This is a genomic window from Frischella perrara (assembly GCF_000807275.1).
Classification (GTDB): Bacteria; Pseudomonadota; Gammaproteobacteria; order Enterobacterales; family Orbaceae; genus Frischella; species Frischella perrara.
Genome location: NZ_CP009056.1, coordinates 1,930,864 through 1,947,302 on the forward strand (window position 1 = coordinate 1,930,864; position 16,439 = coordinate 1,947,302).

The 16,439-nt window shown below is 34.4% G+C and carries 15 protein-coding genes; 2 read left to right on the plus strand and 13 right to left on the minus strand.

The genetic code is table 11. The features are described from left to right. Positions 1-18: 18 nt before the first annotated feature. From FPB0191_RS08405 to FPB0191_RS08420, 3 genes are all read right to left on the minus strand, one after another. Complete coding sequence (locus tag FPB0191_RS08405; RefSeq protein WP_039105309.1) at positions 19-240, minus strand: ACT domain-containing protein; 222 nt, start codon at positions 238-240, stop codon at positions 19-21. A gap of 4 nt (positions 241-244) precedes the next feature. Continuing rightward, positions 245-1,957, minus strand: coding sequence for an acetolactate synthase 2 catalytic subunit (ilvG, locus tag FPB0191_RS08410; protein WP_039106942.1), 1,713 nt, complete (start codon positions 1,955-1,957; stop codon positions 245-247). A gap of 658 nt (positions 1,958-2,615) precedes the next feature. Next, positions 2,616-2,843: a YccJ family protein gene (locus tag FPB0191_RS08420; RefSeq protein WP_039105312.1), complete on the minus strand. Its 228-nt coding sequence runs from the start codon at positions 2,841-2,843 to the stop codon at positions 2,616-2,618. Positions 2,844-3,014: 171 nt separating this feature from the next. Here FPB0191_RS08420 and yaaA point away from each other — a divergent pair, with 171 nt between their 5' ends. Beyond that, complete coding sequence (gene yaaA, locus FPB0191_RS08425; protein WP_039105314.1) at positions 3,015-3,809, plus strand: peroxide stress protein YaaA; 795 nt, start codon at positions 3,015-3,017, stop codon at positions 3,807-3,809. A 172-nt stretch (positions 3,810-3,981) separates the two neighbouring features. Next, on the plus strand, positions 3,982-4,773 hold the full coding sequence (gene map / locus FPB0191_RS08430; protein WP_039105316.1) for a type I methionyl aminopeptidase: 792 nt from the start codon (positions 3,982-3,984) through the stop codon (positions 4,771-4,773). A 419-nt stretch (positions 4,774-5,192) separates the two neighbouring features. Here map and yfbR read toward each other — a convergent pair whose 3' ends face one another. The 10 genes from yfbR to murD all read right to left on the minus strand — a co-directional run bounded on the left by yfbR (position 5,193) and on the right by murD (position 16,439). Then, positions 5,193-5,783 carry a 5'-deoxynucleotidase gene (gene yfbR, locus FPB0191_RS08435; RefSeq protein WP_039105318.1) on the minus strand — a complete coding sequence of 197 codons (591 nt, stop codon included), beginning with the start codon at positions 5,781-5,783 and terminating at the stop codon, positions 5,193-5,195. Between the two features lie 74 nt (positions 5,784-5,857). Beyond that, a complete protein-coding gene (gene lpxC / locus FPB0191_RS08440; RefSeq protein ID WP_039105319.1) occupies positions 5,858-6,772 on the minus strand; it encodes a UDP-3-O-acyl-N-acetylglucosamine deacetylase in 915 nt (304 codons plus the stop codon). 81 nt (positions 6,773-6,853) lie between these two features. Then, the gene (ftsZ, locus tag FPB0191_RS08445; RefSeq protein WP_039105321.1) at positions 6,854-7,993 is read right to left on the minus strand and encodes a cell division protein FtsZ; all 1,140 of its coding nucleotides are present in this window, start codon (positions 7,991-7,993) and stop codon (positions 6,854-6,856) included. Positions 7,994-8,108: 115 nt separating this feature from the next. Further along, a complete protein-coding gene (gene ftsA, locus FPB0191_RS08450; protein ID WP_039105323.1) occupies positions 8,109-9,362 on the minus strand; it encodes a cell division protein FtsA in 1,254 nt (417 codons plus the stop codon). A gap of 16 nt (positions 9,363-9,378) precedes the next feature. Further along, positions 9,379-10,209, minus strand: coding sequence for a cell division protein FtsQ/DivIB (locus tag FPB0191_RS08455; protein ID WP_052236888.1), 831 nt, complete (start codon positions 10,207-10,209; stop codon positions 9,379-9,381). Positions 10,210-10,435: 226 nt separating this feature from the next. Next, entirely contained in the window at positions 10,436-11,344 is a 909-nt protein-coding gene (locus FPB0191_RS08460) for a D-alanine--D-alanine ligase (RefSeq protein WP_039105324.1), read from the minus strand. Next, positions 11,344-12,819 carry a UDP-N-acetylmuramate--L-alanine ligase gene (gene murC / locus FPB0191_RS08465; protein ID WP_173405094.1) on the minus strand — a complete coding sequence of 492 codons (1,476 nt, stop codon included), beginning with the start codon at positions 12,817-12,819 and terminating at the stop codon, positions 11,344-11,346. The genes FPB0191_RS08460 and murC overlap by 1 nt, the downstream gene beginning before the upstream one ends. Positions 12,820-12,906: 87 nt before the next feature. Next, positions 12,907-13,962, minus strand: a complete 1,056-nt coding sequence (murG, locus tag FPB0191_RS08470; RefSeq protein WP_039105326.1) for an undecaprenyldiphospho-muramoylpentapeptide beta-N-acetylglucosaminyltransferase — start codon at positions 13,960-13,962, stop codon at positions 12,907-12,909. Then, positions 13,959-15,113 (minus strand): cell division protein FtsW, encoded by a 1,155-nt coding sequence (gene ftsW / locus FPB0191_RS08475; protein ID WP_052236889.1) that lies wholly within the window; start codon positions 15,111-15,113, stop codon positions 13,959-13,961. Before ftsW ends, murG begins: the two co-directional genes overlap by 4 nt. After that, positions 15,114-16,439 carry a UDP-N-acetylmuramoyl-L-alanine--D-glutamate ligase gene (gene murD, locus FPB0191_RS08480; RefSeq protein WP_039105328.1) on the minus strand — a complete coding sequence of 442 codons (1,326 nt, stop codon included), beginning with the start codon at positions 16,437-16,439 and terminating at the stop codon, positions 15,114-15,116.

The window sequence follows — 16,439 nt, forward strand, 5'->3', positions numbered from 1 at the left end:
TTCTGATTCTGACCAAATTTAATCAATTGCGATAATATCAGCCAGTTTAAGTAATTGTGTTGTTATTTGTGATTTAGCTTTACTGTTAATTAAATCAAATTTTACTAATAGTTCTTTGTTTTGCTCCGCATGCATATTCATAGATTGAATATAACCACCACGATGACGAATCACTCTTAATATTCGCTCTAAAGCACCTGATCTATCATAAGCTTTTATGATTAATTGATAATTTTCCATATAATTAAGCGCCTTCTTTTTCTAATGAATCAAGCATATCATGATTAGCCGCACCAGGCGGGACTAATGGCCAAACGTTTTCCATTTCATCTATCTTAACATGTAATAGGAATGCCCCTTTACTGGTTAAAAGCTGATTTATGGCAGGTAAAACTTGTTCTTTTTCTGTAATTGTAATTCCAGGAATATTGAACGCTTGAGCTAAAGTAATAAAATCAGGATTATCAGAGAGATCTGTTTCACTATAACGTTCATTGAAAAAAAGTTGTTGCCATTGTCGAACCATTCCTAAACGCGAATTATCAATCAATATTATTTTGATGGGTAATTGTTTACGTTTAATCGTCGTTAGCTCTTGAACATTCATCATAAATGAACCATCTCCGGAAATGCAGATTACGCAATTATTAGGTTTGGCAATCTGTACACCAATTGCGGATGGCAATCCAAATCCCATAGTACCTAATCCACAAGAGCTGATAAAGGTATTTTCACTAGCAAATAACATATGTTGTGCTGTCCACATTTGATGTTGACCCACATCTGTAGTCACAATAGCATTTAAATGTTTACGTTCTAAAATAATATCAGATAACTGTTTTAACAATAAGGGGGCATAAATGCCTTTGCCGGGATGATCATATCTAGCTGGATAAGCAATTTTCAGTTGTAATATATGTTGACGCCATTCTGTAATATCTACAGACTGAGTTAATAATGGTAATACTTTTTTGGCATCAGCAGCTATCTCAACATGAGCAAGTTTTAATTTGCCTATTTCTGCTGTATCAATATCAATATGTATTACTTTAGCTTGACTCGCAAATTGGTTAAGGTTGCCTGTTACACGATCGTCAAATCTTACCCCTATCGCGATTAATAAATCACATTCCTGAACAGCCAGATTAGCTGATTTAAATCCATGCATACCAACCATACCTAGGTAACAAGGATCATTGATATCAAGGGCACCTATCCCTTTTAATGTACAAACTGCTGGTATTGACGTATTTTCTATCCACTGACGTAATTCGGGGACTGCATTAGCTATAATAATGCCACCACCAATATAGAGTATTGGTTTCTTTGCATGTTGAATCATTTGGTTGGCAGATTGAATGGCGTCTAATATTGATGGTGATAGCTGAGAAGAGTTTAAAGAAGAAGATAATGCTGATGATTGATAATAACTCGACTTATGTAAATACTTTTCATAATCCTCTTTAGCTAATTGAATATCTTTAGGAATGTCAATCAAAACTGGTCCAGGACGTCCAGAATTGGCTATCATAAAAGCCTGTTCAATAATATCGGGAAGTAACTTAGGATCATCAACTAAAAAACTGTATTTAGTACATCCAAACGACATTCCTAACATATCAACTTCTTGAAATGCATCGGTACCTATTAGTGATGTAGGAACTTGCCCTGTAATAGCAACAATAGGTACTGAATCAACAAGTGCATCCGCTAATCCTGTAATTAAATTTGTTGCACCTGGACCTGATGTTGCAATACATACACCTGTTTGTCCTGTTGCCCTTGCATAGCCTATAGCAGCAAAAGCAGCACCTTGCTCGTGACGACATAAGAGATGTTCTAAACCACCGTCATATAGTGCATCATATAAAGGCATTATTTGACCACCCGGGTAACCAAAAACGGTTTTAATACCATGCTTTTTTAATGATTCAACTATCCATTGTGCACCTGTCATCATTCTTACCAACCTCTTGTCGTTTATTTATATGCTTAATAAAAAAAACCCCTACAAATTTGCGGGGGTTTTAAATCGTCAGTATGACATTCTAATTCAATAGCGCCCCCGCGTCGGTATAATGACGACGCTAACAATGCTAATAAGGACGATAAGGATATTTAAAAAGCTCATAACAACTTGTATCTTTCTATTATAAATAATTTACTTTCTTTAAACTGGATTAGTATTAAAAATACTCGCTTTTCATAAAAGTGCAACTTTTTTTTAACAATTTTATCTTCAAATTTTAAAATATGATGATTGATAAAGTATCGGTAAGTGCAATCGTTACTTGAATTTTAAAGGAAATTATCATAATTGCTATTATTATAGATAAAATTATTCAATATCTTAGGCATTTTTAAGTGTAAGCAAATACTTATTAGTTTCCTTCTACTATGTTTGAGTAATCAAGTTACTAATTCTTTAGGGCAATCTAGATAATGATCATTATGTGAATATGAGATAAAAATCTTTTCTAATTTAGCTAAATTATATTTTATTGTTAATAACTGATATTGAGTACCTTCCACCAAAATCAAATCACTAAAAATAATATGATTATTTTGGTAAATTTCTGGCCGGGTACTCAAAAATATGGTTAACATCTTATTCTTTAAATATTCTTACGATCAATTGTTTGTTCACCCCAAAATAATTGATCCGCATCCGTTTTGGAAAAAGCTAATGGTAAAACTTCATCATTCCCCTCTTCCCAAATTTTTTCTGCTAGTACCTCATCATAATTAGCTAACTCAAAAATTGCCTCAGCAATTTCTACAGATGTTTGACGCGTTGATGCCCAAGATTTAATTTCATGTGCTTCTTTTTTACATGGATTCATAATTTATCCTCCGAAAATGTTAACATCTAATAATTATGATACTATCAAATTTTATCCATTACGAATAATAATAAAATGACTATCATTTTAATTAGTTATATTTTTCAATAATACATAGGATAATTAAAGAAAAATGAAACAAACTATAAAGTTATAAACTATAAGGTTATTATGCTGATTTTACTTTCTCCATCGAAAACACTTGATTATCATTCTTCTCTCCTAACACAACAATATACACTACCTGAGTTACTTCAATATTCCACTGACTTAATACAATGCTGTCAAAAACTTTCTGTTGATGATATAAGTCAATTGATGAAAATCAGTGATAATTTGGCTGAGGTTAATTATCATCGTTTCCAAAATTGGCAACCAGATTTTAATTTATCTAATGCGCGTCAAGCTATTTTGGCTTTTAAAGGCGATGTATATGAAGGTTTAGCGGTTGACGATTTTACACAGTTGGACTTTGATTATGCTCAAAAACATCTTAGAATTTTATCTGGTTTATATGGTTTACTTAGACCACTTGATTTAATTCAACCATATCGATTAGAGATGGGCATTAAACTTAAAAATGGTACACATAATAATCTTTATCAATTTTGGGATGATGTTATAACTAAACAACTTGTTCAACAATTAAGTCAAAATGAGAATTTAATCAATCTTGCATCTAATGAGTATTTCAAAGTCGTCAAAACTAAGCAATTACATCATAAGGTGATTGAACCTATTTTCCTTGATGAAAGTAAAGGTGATTTTAAAGTGATTAGTTTTTATGCCAAGAAAGCTCGTGGATTAATGAGCCGCTATATAATTAAACATCAGCTATCTAATATCAAAGATGTTCAATCTTTTAACCTTTCAGGTTATCAATATAATAAGCAACTATCCAGTGAGAATAAATGGATTTTTAGACGAAGTGAAGAACAGCTTCAACATTTCAAAGAATCGAATTAGATTTTGAAAAATTTATCCGATAATTATTAGATTAATATTATTGATTTTGTTAGTATCAAAAATCCTTAACTATTATGGTTAATATTAATTGTTATTGATACTTTACCTGCTATTGGTAAGTTTAAATATAATTATGCTACTATAGGTGTCATTTATAAATTAGGACGTTCTCATGGCTATTAGATTAAAAACCCCTGATGAAATCGAGAAAATGAGAGTCGCTGGGAAATTAGCGGCCGAAGTTCTCGAAATTGTCGCTCCCTACGTAAAGCCAGGTATTTCTACTGGTGAACTTGACCAAATCTGCTATGAACATATCGTTAATGTTCAAAAAGCTATTCCTGCAAATATCGGATATAGCGGTTATCAACATACAAGTTGTATTTCAATTAATGATGTAGTTTGTCATGGTATTCCAAGTTTTGATAAGAAAATAAAAGATGGTGATATTCTTAATATTGATGTAACTGTCATCAAGGATGGATATCATGGTGATACTTCTAGAATGTATATTGCTGGAAAACCCACGATAGCAGGCAAGAAATTGTGTGATGTTACACAAAACAGCCTTTATGAAGCTATCAAAATTATAAAACCGGGTTTGCGATTACGTGAAATCGGCAAAACTATCCAACGCTATGTTGAATCATTTGGTTTTTCGAGTGTTCGTGAATATTGCGGTCATGGTATTGGTGAAATCTATCATGATGAACCACAAGTTCTACATTATAATGCCGATGATGGAGGCGTTATTTTGCAGGCGGGAATGACTTTTACTATCGAACCTATGGTTAACACTGGCGACTGGCGTACTCGAACAATGAAAGATGGTTGGACTGTAAAAACAAAAGACCATGGTTTATCTGCTCAGTATGAACATACTATTCTTGTAACAGATAATGGTGCTGAAGTTCTAACCTTACGTTCAGATGAACAATTTCCAAGAATTATTGAACATAAATAATCGTCTTTGATTATGACAATTGAATAGATCAAAATAGAATGATAATATCAATTCGCACAATATCATTTTATTTTGTTAACTGTTTTTAGTTATCCTGATCCTTATTTAATTGTCAATTCTTCATAAAATAAAAGGGCTTTCGCCCTTTAATAGAATATGAGCTAAAAATTATTTCTTTTTAGCTGGTGCTTTTGATGGTGCTTTAGCAGGAGTTTTTACTGCTTCTTTGGTAGTTGGAGTTTTAGCCATTTCAAAATCCTTAGTTAGATTTACAAAAATTGTGAATATTATTTAATATTCCTTTACTTTATACATCTAAGTTTACAGAAAAACAACAACTATTTGATAAATTTTAACTTTTTTTTGAAAATTTATAATTTTTAGGCAAGATTTCTCATAAAAATCACACCTAATTTTATCTAATCAGAAGATATTTCATCAAGCGATAAGCTAAAACTAGGCACAAAGATTTCCATAAAATATTCCATTTCAGGACTACTGCGTTCTGATAAAGTTTTTTTTAATCGTTGTTCTGCTAGTTTAAATTCATTATTTCCGGCACTTAATTCCTCTATGGTTTTTAAATATGCGCATAAAGCATCTGCTTGTTTGACAATATGTTTCTCTTCATCAGTATAATAATCATCATCAATCAAAGGACGAAAATCATCTTGAAGCTCATCAGGTAGCATTGCAATTAGTTTATTTTGTGCAATTTTCTCAATTTTTTTGTATTCCGCAGTAATTTGAGGATTATAGTATTTTGTCGGTGTTGGCATGTCACCTGTTAGTACTTCTGAACTATCATGATACATTGCCATCAAAGCAATATGTTCGGGATTAACTAGACCATTAAATTTACGATTTTTAATTATCGCTAAAGCATGAGCAACAAATGCAACCTGTAAACTGTGTTCTGAGACATTTTCTGTCCTAACATTACGCATTAATGGCCACCGATTAATTAATTTTAATCGCGATAAATGTGCAAAAAAATGACTTGTATTCATAATTATGACCTTTTTTAGCAATAAAAAAACGCTTTCATTAATTAAAATGAAAGCGTCGTAATTATAAGCTTAAACTAAGCTAATACTAAAGATGGTGTGCCTAATGCTACAGGAACAGATTGGGCATCATCAAATGTGACAAGCTCCCATGCTTCTTGCTTAGCTAAAAGTGCCTGCAATAATTGGTTATTTAATGCATGACCTGATTTATAACATACGACTTCACCTAACATGTTATGACCACTCATATATAAATCACCAATTGTATCAAGCATTTTATGTCTTACGAATTCATCTTCAAATCGTAAGCCATCTTCATTTAATACACGATAATCATCCACTACAATAGCACAATCAAGACTACCACCTAAACATAATCCTTTAGATTGTAGCATTTCAATATCACGCATAAAACCAAACGTTCTAGCTCGGCTAATTTGGCGTATAAAAGATTCAGATGAAAAATCCATTTGATAACGTTGTGAACTACTATCAATCGCAGGATGATGAAAATCAATAGTAAAATCAAGCTTAAAACCAGTATATGGTCTAATTTCAGCCCATTTATCACCATTCTCAACGCGAACGACCTCTTTCACCCGCAAAAACTGCTTAAGTGCTGATTGTTCTTCAATACCTGCATCTAAAAGCAAGTAAATAAATGGGCTAGCACTACCATCCATAATAGGAATTTCTGGTGCATCTACCTCTATAATCAAATTATCAATACCCAATCCCGCTAAAGCCGCATTAATATGTTCTACGGTAGAAATACGGATATTGTCTTCATTAACTAAACATGTACACAACATTGTATCGCGCACTGATTTAGCATCGACAGGAAAATCAACAGGCGGATTTAAATCAGTACGGCGGTAAATAATTCCCGTATTATCTGGCGCAGGTCTCAACGTCAGTGTTACTTTCTTACCTGTATGTAAGCCAACACCTGTCGTTTGTATTTTGGATTTCAATGTTCTTTGTTTCACTTCGCACCTATCATTATTTAGCTATAACGATTTTTAATTCTTTCCAACTAATTAGACAATAAATCTTTCAATAAGTTCTAATTAATCCGCTTGTTTACGTAAAAAAGCTGGAATATCAAGATAATCTTCTTTACTTACAGCGACACTAGACTGATCATTAACTACTTGAGCCTGTTTTACTTCTTGTGTAAGAGGTGTAGTGGATGCTGCTTGGTTATAAATAGTTCGCTGTGGCATCGTTTGCACAATTTTAACTTCTGGACGTTTATCCATACCGATACCTGTTGCAACTACAGTAACTCGAATCTCTTCGCTCATTTCAGGATCAATTGTAGAACCAACAACAACAGTTGCGTTATCAGAAGCAAAAGCTTGAACAGTACGACCCACTGTATCAAATTCTTCCAAACTTAAATCAAAACCTGCCGTTACATTAACAAGTACACCCCTAGCACCAGATAGATCAATATCTTCCAACAATGGGCTAGAAATTGCCATTTCAGCAGCTTCTTCAGCGCGATTATCTCCTGACGCTTTGCCGGATCCCATCATTGCATAACCCATTTCAGACATTACTGTTCTCACGTCAGCAAAGTCAACGTTAATAATACCCGGTTTAGTAATTAATTCAGCAATACCTTGTACTGCCCCCATTAAAACGCCATTTGCAGCAGAAAACGCATTTAAAAGTGTGACCCCACGACCGAGCACTTTTAATAATTTATCATTTGGAATTGTAATCAAAGAGTCAACGTGTTTGGCAAGTTCGGCTATTCCTTGTTCAGCAAAAGCCATACGTTTCTTACCTTCAAAACCAAATGGTTTTGTTACAACAGCAACAGTAAGAATACCAAGTTCTTTAGCGATTTCAGCCACAACAGGTGCTGCGCCGGTTCCTGTACCCCCGCCCATACCAGCAGCGATGAATACCATATCCGCGCCTTCAAGTGCACTGCGAATCACATCACGATCTTCTTCAGCTGAAGTTCTACCAACTTCAGGATTAGCACCTGCACCTAAACCTTTAGTAACATTGCTACCAATTTGTATTGTTTGACCCACTTTGATTCTTCTCAAAGCTTGAGCGTCGGTATTAGCTGCAAAAAATTCTACACCTTCAATATGCTCCGTAACCATGTGTTCAACGGCATTACCACCGCCGCCACCAACACCGATAACTTTAATAACTGGCTCATTTGATGCAACCATAGGTTCAAACATAATTACTCTCCAAATTTACGTACTCTGCGCGTATAAAAATCGCTCTGCGGATATATTACAGTTAAGCGAAAGTAAAGTCACGCAGAGAATGAAATAATATTGTAAAAATCACCAGCTAAAATTCTTTCTTAAACCAACTTGTTAAACGTTTAGCTAGCACCTTTAATGATGATCTATTCTTAATATCGTTGTCATCATTTAATAAACTCTGTTTACCATAATGCAATAAGCCTACGGCTGTGGAACAATAAGGTTTTTGAACATAATCTGTTAAACCAGATATATTTAAAGGATATCCGATTCTTACTTGGTTCTGGAACACTTTCTCAGCACATTCAACTAATCCTTTGATTTGTGCAGCACCGCCGGTTAAAACTATACCTGCGGCTAACTGATGTTTAACATTTTGTTGTTTTAAATTTTCTTGAAGTACTGTTAATTCTTTTTGTACAAGAGATAAAAGTTCAATATATCTTGGTTCAATAACATCTGCTAAAGTTTGTCGCTGCAATGTTCTTGATGGACGTCCGCCTACACTTGGTACATCAATGACTTCATCCTTACCTACTAATGAACCTACTGCACAACCATATTTGATCTTGATATTTTCTGCGTCCATTGGTGGTGTTCCAAAAGCATAAGCAATGTCGCTGGTCACCACATTTCCAGCATAAGGAATTACCACAGAGTGTCTTAATGCACCGCCTGTATATACAGTAATATCCATTGTACCACTACCCATATCAATTACACATGCACCAAGTTCTTTTTCATCATCCGTGAGAACCGCATCACTGGATGCTAAACCGGAAAAAATTAATTGATCAACTTTCAATCCACATCGTTCAACGGCTTTAACAATATTCTTTGCCATATCATTATGGCAAGTGATCAAATGTACTTTCGATTTAATTCTAACTCCAGATAGACCTATAGGATTTTTAATACCCTCTTGTAAATCAATCGAATATTCTTGAGCGATAACATGTAAAATACGATGTTCATCTAAAATACGTACTGATTTCGCAGTATGTACAACATTTTCAACATCATCACTACTTACTTCGCCTTCAGCGATAGGTACCATACCAATTTCATTTTGGCAGCGAATATGTTTGCCTGATAAAGCCAGATAAACTGAGGAAATCTGACAATCCGCCATTAATTCAGCTTGATCAACCGCTCGTTGTATTGATTTTACAACAGATTCAAGGTCATTAACGCCTCCTTTATCAACACCTTTTGAAGGACAATGACCTACACCTATAATATTTACTATTCCATCAGGAAGGACTTCACCAACAAGGGTAAGTACTTTTGATGTACCAACTTCAAGTCCGACAACTAACTTTTTTTCTGTTGCTTTCATACATAACATACCCTAATTATGATTCAATTTTCTGTCTTTTTACTGCTATACCATTATCATAACGTAAATCGACTTCACTTATTCGTTCATTGCTTGGGATATCAGCTTGGATATCTCCATAAAAACGGATAAACCGTTTAAATCTATCGTTAATATGTTCTCGTCCTAAAATCACTTTTATATCTTGGTTATTAGCACAAATCCCTCTAAAACAAGGTTTTAATAATAATTGCCAAGCATTACGTTCATCAGCTGAAGCTAAATTAATGAATAGCTGTTTACCTTCTTTAGATAGCGTATTAGAAATAGTCTCTAATTGTTGATAACTATTCAAAATTAACTTTTCTTTACCTATTGGACCAAATAATTTAGGAAGATTAACATCTCGAAATCGTCCACTAGGTATATTAAATAAATTACCTTCAGAATCTAAAAAATAGACTTCATTCCACAAATATTTTGGTTTATATTCAATAACATGAATAATTAAACGATCTGGCCATTGCTTACGAACACTTACTTGTTGAATCCAAGGTAAACGCAAAATTTCTTGCTGTATACTATCAACATTTTGCCCTATGTAAGTGTTAGGTAACCCTAAATCTAATATCGCTTTTCGCACATCTTGTTTTGTCGTAAATTGATTATCTCCACTCAATGTTAATTGAGATAACACAACTCGCTCAGGATCATCTATCCAATTTTTAACAGTGATTATACTCCAACTACATATTGTTATTACTACAATAAAGAATAAAAATCCCAAACATTGCTCAAAACTAGCAAAAATGAAAAAAAACTTTTTCTTGCTTTCTTTTCTTTGAGCAGCTTGCTGAGGTTTTTTCATATTAAATATCTTTAATCCAAAGTGCCTATGAAATTTTGTTTATTTTTTACAATAATTTATAAATCCATTAAACGATCACAATTCCTTAGTAAACTTATTGATTTATTAATTTATATTACAATCAATTTTAACTATGACAATAATTTTAAAAAAATTCAATATTTTTATACGCTTATGTGAAATTTACCCATGTATTATAAACAAATTTATAAATAAAATTTGATATTTATACGTTTGCTAATGATAGTATTCGATAAACCAAATCATCAAATGACCAACCATATTGTTTAGCAGCCATTGGTACAAGGCTATGGTTTGTCATTCCTGGTGCAGTATTAACCTCCAATAAATAAGGATTGCCAATATCATCAAACATAACATCAACACGTCCCCATCCACGGCAACCTACGGCCTGATAGGCTTTTAAAGCTAATGAACGCAAAGCAGCTTCTTGCTCTTCATCAAGTCCACTTGGGCAAAAATATTGCGTTTCATCAGACAAATACTTAGCGTTATAGTCATAAAACGACGTGGATGGTTTGATTCTGATTGATGGTAATACTTCATCGCCAACAATAGCTACGGTATATTCAGCACCCGCTAAAAATGATTCAACCATTACCGAATTATCATATTGAAAAGCATGTTCTAATGCTTGCTGTAATTCTTTTGCTTCATTAACACGGCTCATTCCCACACTTGATCCTTCATGACTCGGTTTAACAAATAAAGGTAAACCCAGTTGATTAACAATTTCTGAGATACTATAAGCGTGATTTTTATCAACCATAATATAATTTGCAATAGGTAGATTACAGGCTTGCCAAATCTGTTTGGTCTTTAACTTATCCATTGTTAGTGCTGAGGACAGAACATCACTTCCCGTATAGGGTATATTCTGATAGGTCAAAATAGCTTGAGTCACACCGTCTTCACCCCCACGTCCGTGTAATGCAATAAAGGCTTTGGTAAAACCATCATTTTTTAATTGCGTGGTTGAGTAGTATTTAGTATCAATAGCATGAGCATCAACACCTTTTGCTACAAGTGCTTTTAACACTGCATTACCCGATTTTAAAGAAACTTCACGTTCAGCAGAAGTTCCACCAAATAATACTGCGACTTTTTCCGCCATTATTTGTTATCCTCTAAATTAGATTGTTCTAGAAATAATCCGGTCTTTGACAAATCACGCGCGATTTTACCGACACTCCCCGCACCCTGTGTTAATAAAAGATCATTACCTTTTAAAACTGATGTTAGTATTTGTGCTAAGTTATTCAGATCAGATACATAAATAGGATCAATTTTTCCTCTATTACGAATAGTACGACATAATGCTCGACTATCTGCTCCAGCAATTGGCTTTTCCCCTGCTGCATAAACATCCAACATAATCAATGCATCAACTTGTGATAAAACATGAGCAAAATCATCGAATAAATCACGTGTGCGGGTATAACGATGTGGCTGGAATAACATTACCAACCGCCTATCTGACCAACCATTTCGTGCAGCTTGAATCGTTGCATTTACTTCGCTAGGATGATGACCATAATCATCTACTAACATAATATCACCGCCATTAGGATGAGGATAATTGCCCAAAAAGTCAAAACGACGATTAGTACCACCAAAATTAGCCAATGCCGTTAATATATATTTATCCTCAATACCGTCCTCAGTCGCTGCGATTAATGCAGCTGTAGCATTTAATGCATTATGTTTACCCGGTGCATTCAGATCGATATTTAAATCAGGAAAATTAGGACGACAAACTGTAAAATAGCTGCGATTTAACTCCTGACGATAATTTTTAATTAGTACATCTGCTCCCTCATCAAAACCGTAGGTAATTATTTTACGTCCAACCACCGATATCAATTCACGGTTAATTGGATCGTCATAACACATAATGGCTAAACCATAAAATGGTAAATTACGTAAAAAGTTGATAAAGGTTGATTTGAGATTATCGATATTCCCTTTATAGGTATCCATATGATCTGCTTCAATATTAGTTACTATTGAGACCATAGGTTGTAGATGTAAAAACGACGCATCACTTTCATCTGCTTCAGCAATGAAATAACGGCTTTTCCCTAAACGTGCATGGGTACCTGCAGCTTTGACTAAACCACCATTAACAAAAGTGGGATCAAGTTTTGCTTCAGCATAAATTGCTGTTACCATAGCCGTTGTAGTCGTTTTACCATGTGTACCTGCTATAGCGATACCATAACGAAAACGCATTAATTCGGCTAACATTTGAGCCCGTTGAATAACAGGAATTCGAGCTTCAATGGCGGCAACTACTTCTACATTATCTTGGGCTATTGCTGATGAAATTACCACGACACTAGTATTAATAATATTATTAGCATCATGGCCGATAGTGATTTTAGCACCTAACTTCGCTAAATGCTCAGTAACAGCATTTTCAGCAATATCTGAACCGCTAATATCATAACCCTCATTAGCAAGGACCTCCGCTATTCCTCCCATGCCCGCACCACCGATCCCAACAAAATGGATTTGTTTGACGCGTTTCATCTCGGGAATCATTGTTCTTAATTCTGCTAATTGTGTTGCATTAATATTTGTGTTCATCTTCTATCTATTCATAAATAATAAGTTAATTTTTACTAACTTTAAAAAAATTCTATTTTTTAAAGTTGATAAATATTCTTTAAAAGTTTAAATCGTACAATCTTTAATGGCGCGAGCAACTTGTTCCGAAGAGTCAGATATTGCCAGACTCCTCGCCTTTGTAGCCATATCCAACAACTTATCTCGATCCAATGATTGTAAAACTTCAACTAATTTATCAACTGAAAAATCCATCTGTTCAATTATGATCGCAGCACCTTTATTTTCTAACGGTTTAGCATTCCAATATTGTTGGCGATCCTTATGCAAAAATGGAACGAATATTGCACCTAGACCAACCGCTTGAATTTCACTAACTGTTAGTGCACCACTGCGACAAATCACTATATCAGCCCAATTGTAAGCTTCGGCTACATCATCGATAAATTCAACGACTTGATTTTCGGTCATATCAATGCCATTGTAAGCAGATAAAACAGCTTCTTTGGCACCTTTTCCCGTTTGATGACAAATAATATAACTATTCGTGACTTGTTTAAATGCCTTAGGAATTACATCGTTTAAGATTTTAGCACCTTGACTGCCTCCCATTACCAGTATTCTTATAGATCCATTACGATTCGACAATCTAGCGCTTGGTTCAGGTAATGAAAGCACATCCTTGCGAACTGGATTACCGACTACTTTCGCATGTTTAAATGCTGTTGGAAACGCCTGTAAGACCGTTTTGGCAACCTTAGCTAACCATTTATTGGTCAATCCTGCCACACCATTTTGCTCATGTAAAACAACAGGAATACCACAAAGTTTAGCTGCTATTCCGCCCGGACCTGAAACATATCCACCCATACCTAATACTACGTTAGGTTGATAAGCTTTAATTATACGTTTAGCCTGTATTACTGCTTTCATTATTCGGATTGGAGCTAACAATTTTGCTAAAATTCCTTTACCACGAATACCGGTTATTTTTATAAAATCAATTTCTATTCCATACTGAGGAACTAATTGCGCTTCCATACGATCAGCAGTTCCTAGCCACCTCACTTCCCAGCCTTCTTTAATCAATTCTTGCGCCACTGCCAAACCAGGAAAAACATGTCCACCAGTACCACCAGCCATAACTAATAATTTTTTTGTCATCTAGCAACCTTTATTCGTGCTTGTATCGATTCTTGACGAAATTCAAAATCAATGCGTAGCAATATCGCTACCGCTAAACTCATAATAATTAAACTTGATCCACCATAACTGATAAAGGGTAATGTTAAGCCTTTAGTCGGTAACATACCCGAGGTTACACCAACATTAACAAAGGTTTGAAAACCGAACCATATACCAATTTGGCAAGCCAAATAACCCGAAAATAATGAACCTATACTTAATGCTCTATAGCCAATTGATAAAGCCTTAAAAGTTAAGAAAAACAGCAGAGCTAATACCCCGATAACACCTACATAACCTAGTTCTTCAGAAACAATCGAAAAAATAAAATCAGTATGCGCTTCAGGTAAATAACCCAATTTTTGAACAGAATTTCCTAATCCTTTTCCCCAAAAACCACCATGACCAATTGACATCAATGAATTAGTTAACTGATACCCCGATCCTGATGAATCTTTCCAAGGATCTAAAAAAGTAGTGAAACGTTTAAAACGATAAGGTTCAAATAATATCAGTAAAATAACGGAAAAAATCCCTGTCGCTAGAATTGCAATAAATTGCCATAGTTTTGCGCCAGCTATAAATAAAATACCAAGAGTAACAAAAAATAATACTATTACAGTCCCTAGATCAGGTTGTTTAAGTAATAAAATTGATAAAACCAACATAATTGTCATGGGTTTAAAGAACCCCCAAAAACTACTTTGAACTTCATTTGTTTTACGCGATAAATAACTCGCTAAATAACAAAATAAAGCTAATTTAGATAATTCTGCTGGCTGAAAATTGAATATACCTAATGGAATCCACCGGGCAGCACCTTTTACTGAAGAACCAATAAATAAGACAATTATCAACATTCCTATGCTAATAAATAACAAACCAACACTTGCTTGTTGCCAGCGAAAAGTCGGGATATATAAAACGATGACTATTAATAATAAGGAAAGACCAAGCTGTATAAGTTCACGCTGAGTGTAAAATAGAGGTTGTGTCTCTTTTATAGACAATGATGCAGAAGTTACCATGATTAATCCAATAGCAACTAGCCCCATTACAGTCCACAATAAAGAACGATCATAAAACATTTTCTGTGCATTAACGTTCTGGCGAACGCGAAATAATCGCATTTAATCAAGCTCCTCTACTAGTTTGGTAAATGCATTGCCACGTTCAATATAATTTTTAAATTGATCTAAACTAGCGCATGCAGGTGAGAGTAATACGACATCATCGGGTTTTATCTGTTTCCTGATAATTATCATCGCATCCTGCAAAGTATCAACCACGGTTGTAGCTTCTGGTTTAAGTTGGGCTAATAGTAATTTATCTCGACCATAACAATAAATTCGTATTGAAGCTTGATTTAAACAAGGAATAAGTGGAGTAAAATCAGCCGCTTTCCCATCACCGCCTAATAATAAAAAAAGTGTTCCTTTGCACACTATACTATTTAACGCTGCAATAGTACTTCCAACATTCGTTGCTTTAGAATCATTAATCCACATCACATTATATCGCTTTGAGATTAGTTCAAAGCGATGGGGTAAACCATTAAATTCACAAATTGCTTTACAACTAATAGCTTGGTCAATGCCAAGACAATCAGCAATCGCCAACGCCGCTAAGGCATTAAGGTAATTATGTATTCCAATTAGCTTCATCTTGGCTGTATCAAGAACGATATCATCGTTTATCATTAGATGTTGGAATGTTTCATCCAAATGATATTTCCCATTATGCAAACCAAATTCAATATAGTTGGAATTGTCAGACCTAACTTCTGGAAAAGTTAATCTATCATCATGATTCACAATGCAATTTTTGGCATTATGATAGATACGTTGTTTAGCTGCAGTATATTGGGTGATCCCTAAAGGATAGCGATCCATATGATCTTCTGAAATATTTAAAATAGTTGCAGCTGTTGCCCTTAAACTCTTCGTTGTCTCTAATTGAAAACTTGATAGCTCTAATACGTATACATCATGATCTTCATTTAATAATGATAAAGCAGGTTTTCCTATGTTGCCCCCTACTGCAACTTTAATTCCCGCTGTAGCAACAATTGAGCCAACTAAACTTGTTACCGTCGTTTTACCATTAGCGCCTGTAATTGCGACTATTTTTTTATTTTCTAGTAAATTTAGCTCACGACAAAATAATTCTATATCGCCAATAATTTCAACGCCTTTGCGTTGAGCTTGTTGTAATTCTGGCGTTGCTAATGCAATACCTGGACTAACCACAATTAAATCAGCTGCTAATATCCAATCTAAATTAAAACTTCCTAAGTGACAAGCTACTCGGAGATCCAATTGCTCCAACCCTTGTGGCTCTTTTCTGGTATCAATTACCTTAGGTATAACATTTTGAGCGATAAAATAATCAACACAAGACAAACCAGTAACACCGAGCCCAATAATAACAACATTTTTATCTTGATATTTATTCAT

Bases quoted from the DNA above. Each gene is read 5' to 3' on its own strand.
- map (WP_039105316.1), top strand. From the start codon at position 3,982: ATGGCTATTAGATTAAAAACCCCTGATGAAATCGAGAAAATGAGAGTC.
- murG (WP_039105326.1), bottom strand. From the start codon at position 13,962: ATGACAAAAAAATTATTAGTTATGGCTGGTGGTACTGGTGGACATGTT.
- FPB0191_RS08460 (WP_039105324.1), bottom strand. From the start codon at position 11,344: ATGGCGGAAAAAGTCGCAGTATTATTTGGTGGAACTTCTGCTGAACGT.
- ftsZ (WP_039105321.1), bottom strand. From the start codon at position 7,993: ATGTTTGAACCTATGGTTGCATCAAATGAGCCAGTTATTAAAGTTATC.
- ilvG (WP_039106942.1), bottom strand. From the start codon at position 1,957: ATGACAGGTGCACAATGGATAGTTGAATCATTAAAAAAGCATGGTATT.
- murC (WP_173405094.1), bottom strand. From the start codon at position 12,819: ATGAACACAAATATTAATGCAACACAATTAGCAGAATTAAGAACAATG.
- FPB0191_RS08405 (WP_039105309.1), bottom strand. From the start codon at position 240: ATGGAAAATTATCAATTAATCATAAAAGCTTATGATAGATCAGGTGCT.
- murD (WP_039105328.1), bottom strand. From the start codon at position 16,439: ATGAATAAATATCAAGATAAAAATGTTGTTATTATTGGGCTCGGTGTT.
- yaaA (WP_039105314.1), top strand. From the start codon at position 3,015: ATGCTGATTTTACTTTCTCCATCGAAAACACTTGATTATCATTCTTCT.
- FPB0191_RS08420 (WP_039105312.1), bottom strand. From the start codon at position 2,843: ATGAATCCATGTAAAAAAGAAGCACATGAAATTAAATCTTGGGCATCA.
- FPB0191_RS08455 (WP_052236888.1), bottom strand. From the start codon at position 10,209: ATGAAAAAACCTCAGCAAGCTGCTCAAAGAAAAGAAAGCAAGAAAAAG.
- yfbR (WP_039105318.1), bottom strand. From the start codon at position 5,783: ATGAATACAAGTCATTTTTTTGCACATTTATCGCGATTAAAATTAATT.
- ftsW (WP_052236889.1), bottom strand. From the start codon at position 15,113: ATGCGATTATTTCGCGTTCGCCAGAACGTTAATGCACAGAAAATGTTT.
- ftsA (WP_039105323.1), bottom strand. From the start codon at position 9,362: ATGAAAGCAACAGAAAAAAAGTTAGTTGTCGGACTTGAAGTTGGTACA.